This window comes from Actinotalea sp. C106, from assembly GCF_023630195.1.
Classification (GTDB): domain Bacteria; phylum Actinomycetota; class Actinomycetes; order Actinomycetales; family Cellulomonadaceae; genus Actinotalea.
Genome location: NZ_JALPKN010000599.1, coordinates 1 through 698 on the forward strand (window position 1 = coordinate 1; position 698 = coordinate 698).

General features: G+C 75.6%; 1 protein-coding gene. It reads left to right on the forward strand.

Annotated elements, in window-relative coordinates; all coding sequences use genetic code 11:
• A partial coding sequence (locus tag L0B03_RS18720) for an HD domain-containing protein (protein WP_250448614.1) occupies positions 1-698 on the forward strand: 698 nt, incomplete at both ends.

Sequence of the window (698 nt, forward strand, 5' to 3'; positions counted from 1 at the left end):
GTGCTCGCGGCCGGCGTCCGCCCCGAGGACGAGCCGCTGCTGAGCCTGCGTGCGGCGGCCGCCGCGGCGCGAACAGGTCTGCCGCTGTCACCGGTCACGATCGACAGCCTCGCGCGGACCCCTGAGCTCCCCGTGCCCTGGCCGGTCGGTGCGCGGGCCCACCTGCTGCAGCTCCTCGGGGCCGGGCCGGCGCAGATCCCGGTCTGGGAGACCCTCGACCTCGCAGGGGTCGTGACCCGCTGGATCCCGGAGTGGGCAGGAGTCCGCAACCGTCCGCAACGCTCCCCGATCCACCGTCACACCGTGGACCGTCACCTGGTCGAGACCGTGGCACGGGCCGGTCGTGGACGTCGAGGTCCGGGGGCCGGCGGTCAGACCCTGCTCCTCGCCGCGCTGCTGCACGACATCGGCAAGCGGGCCGGAGCCACCGACCACAGCGTCGAGGGAGCGGCCATCGCGCCGACCATCCTCGAGCGGATGGGGGTAGAGGAGGCCGAGGTGCGGGACGTGACCCTGCTGGTGCGCCACCACCTCACCCTCGCGGAGCTGGCCACGCAGCGCGACCCCGAGGACCCCGCGACCGTCGCCGCGCTGCTGGCGGCCGTCGACCACCGCGCCGACCTGCTCGACCTGCTCCGCCAGCTCACCGAGGCGGACGCCTCAGCGGCAGGCCCGACGGCCTGGACCCCGTGGCGGGC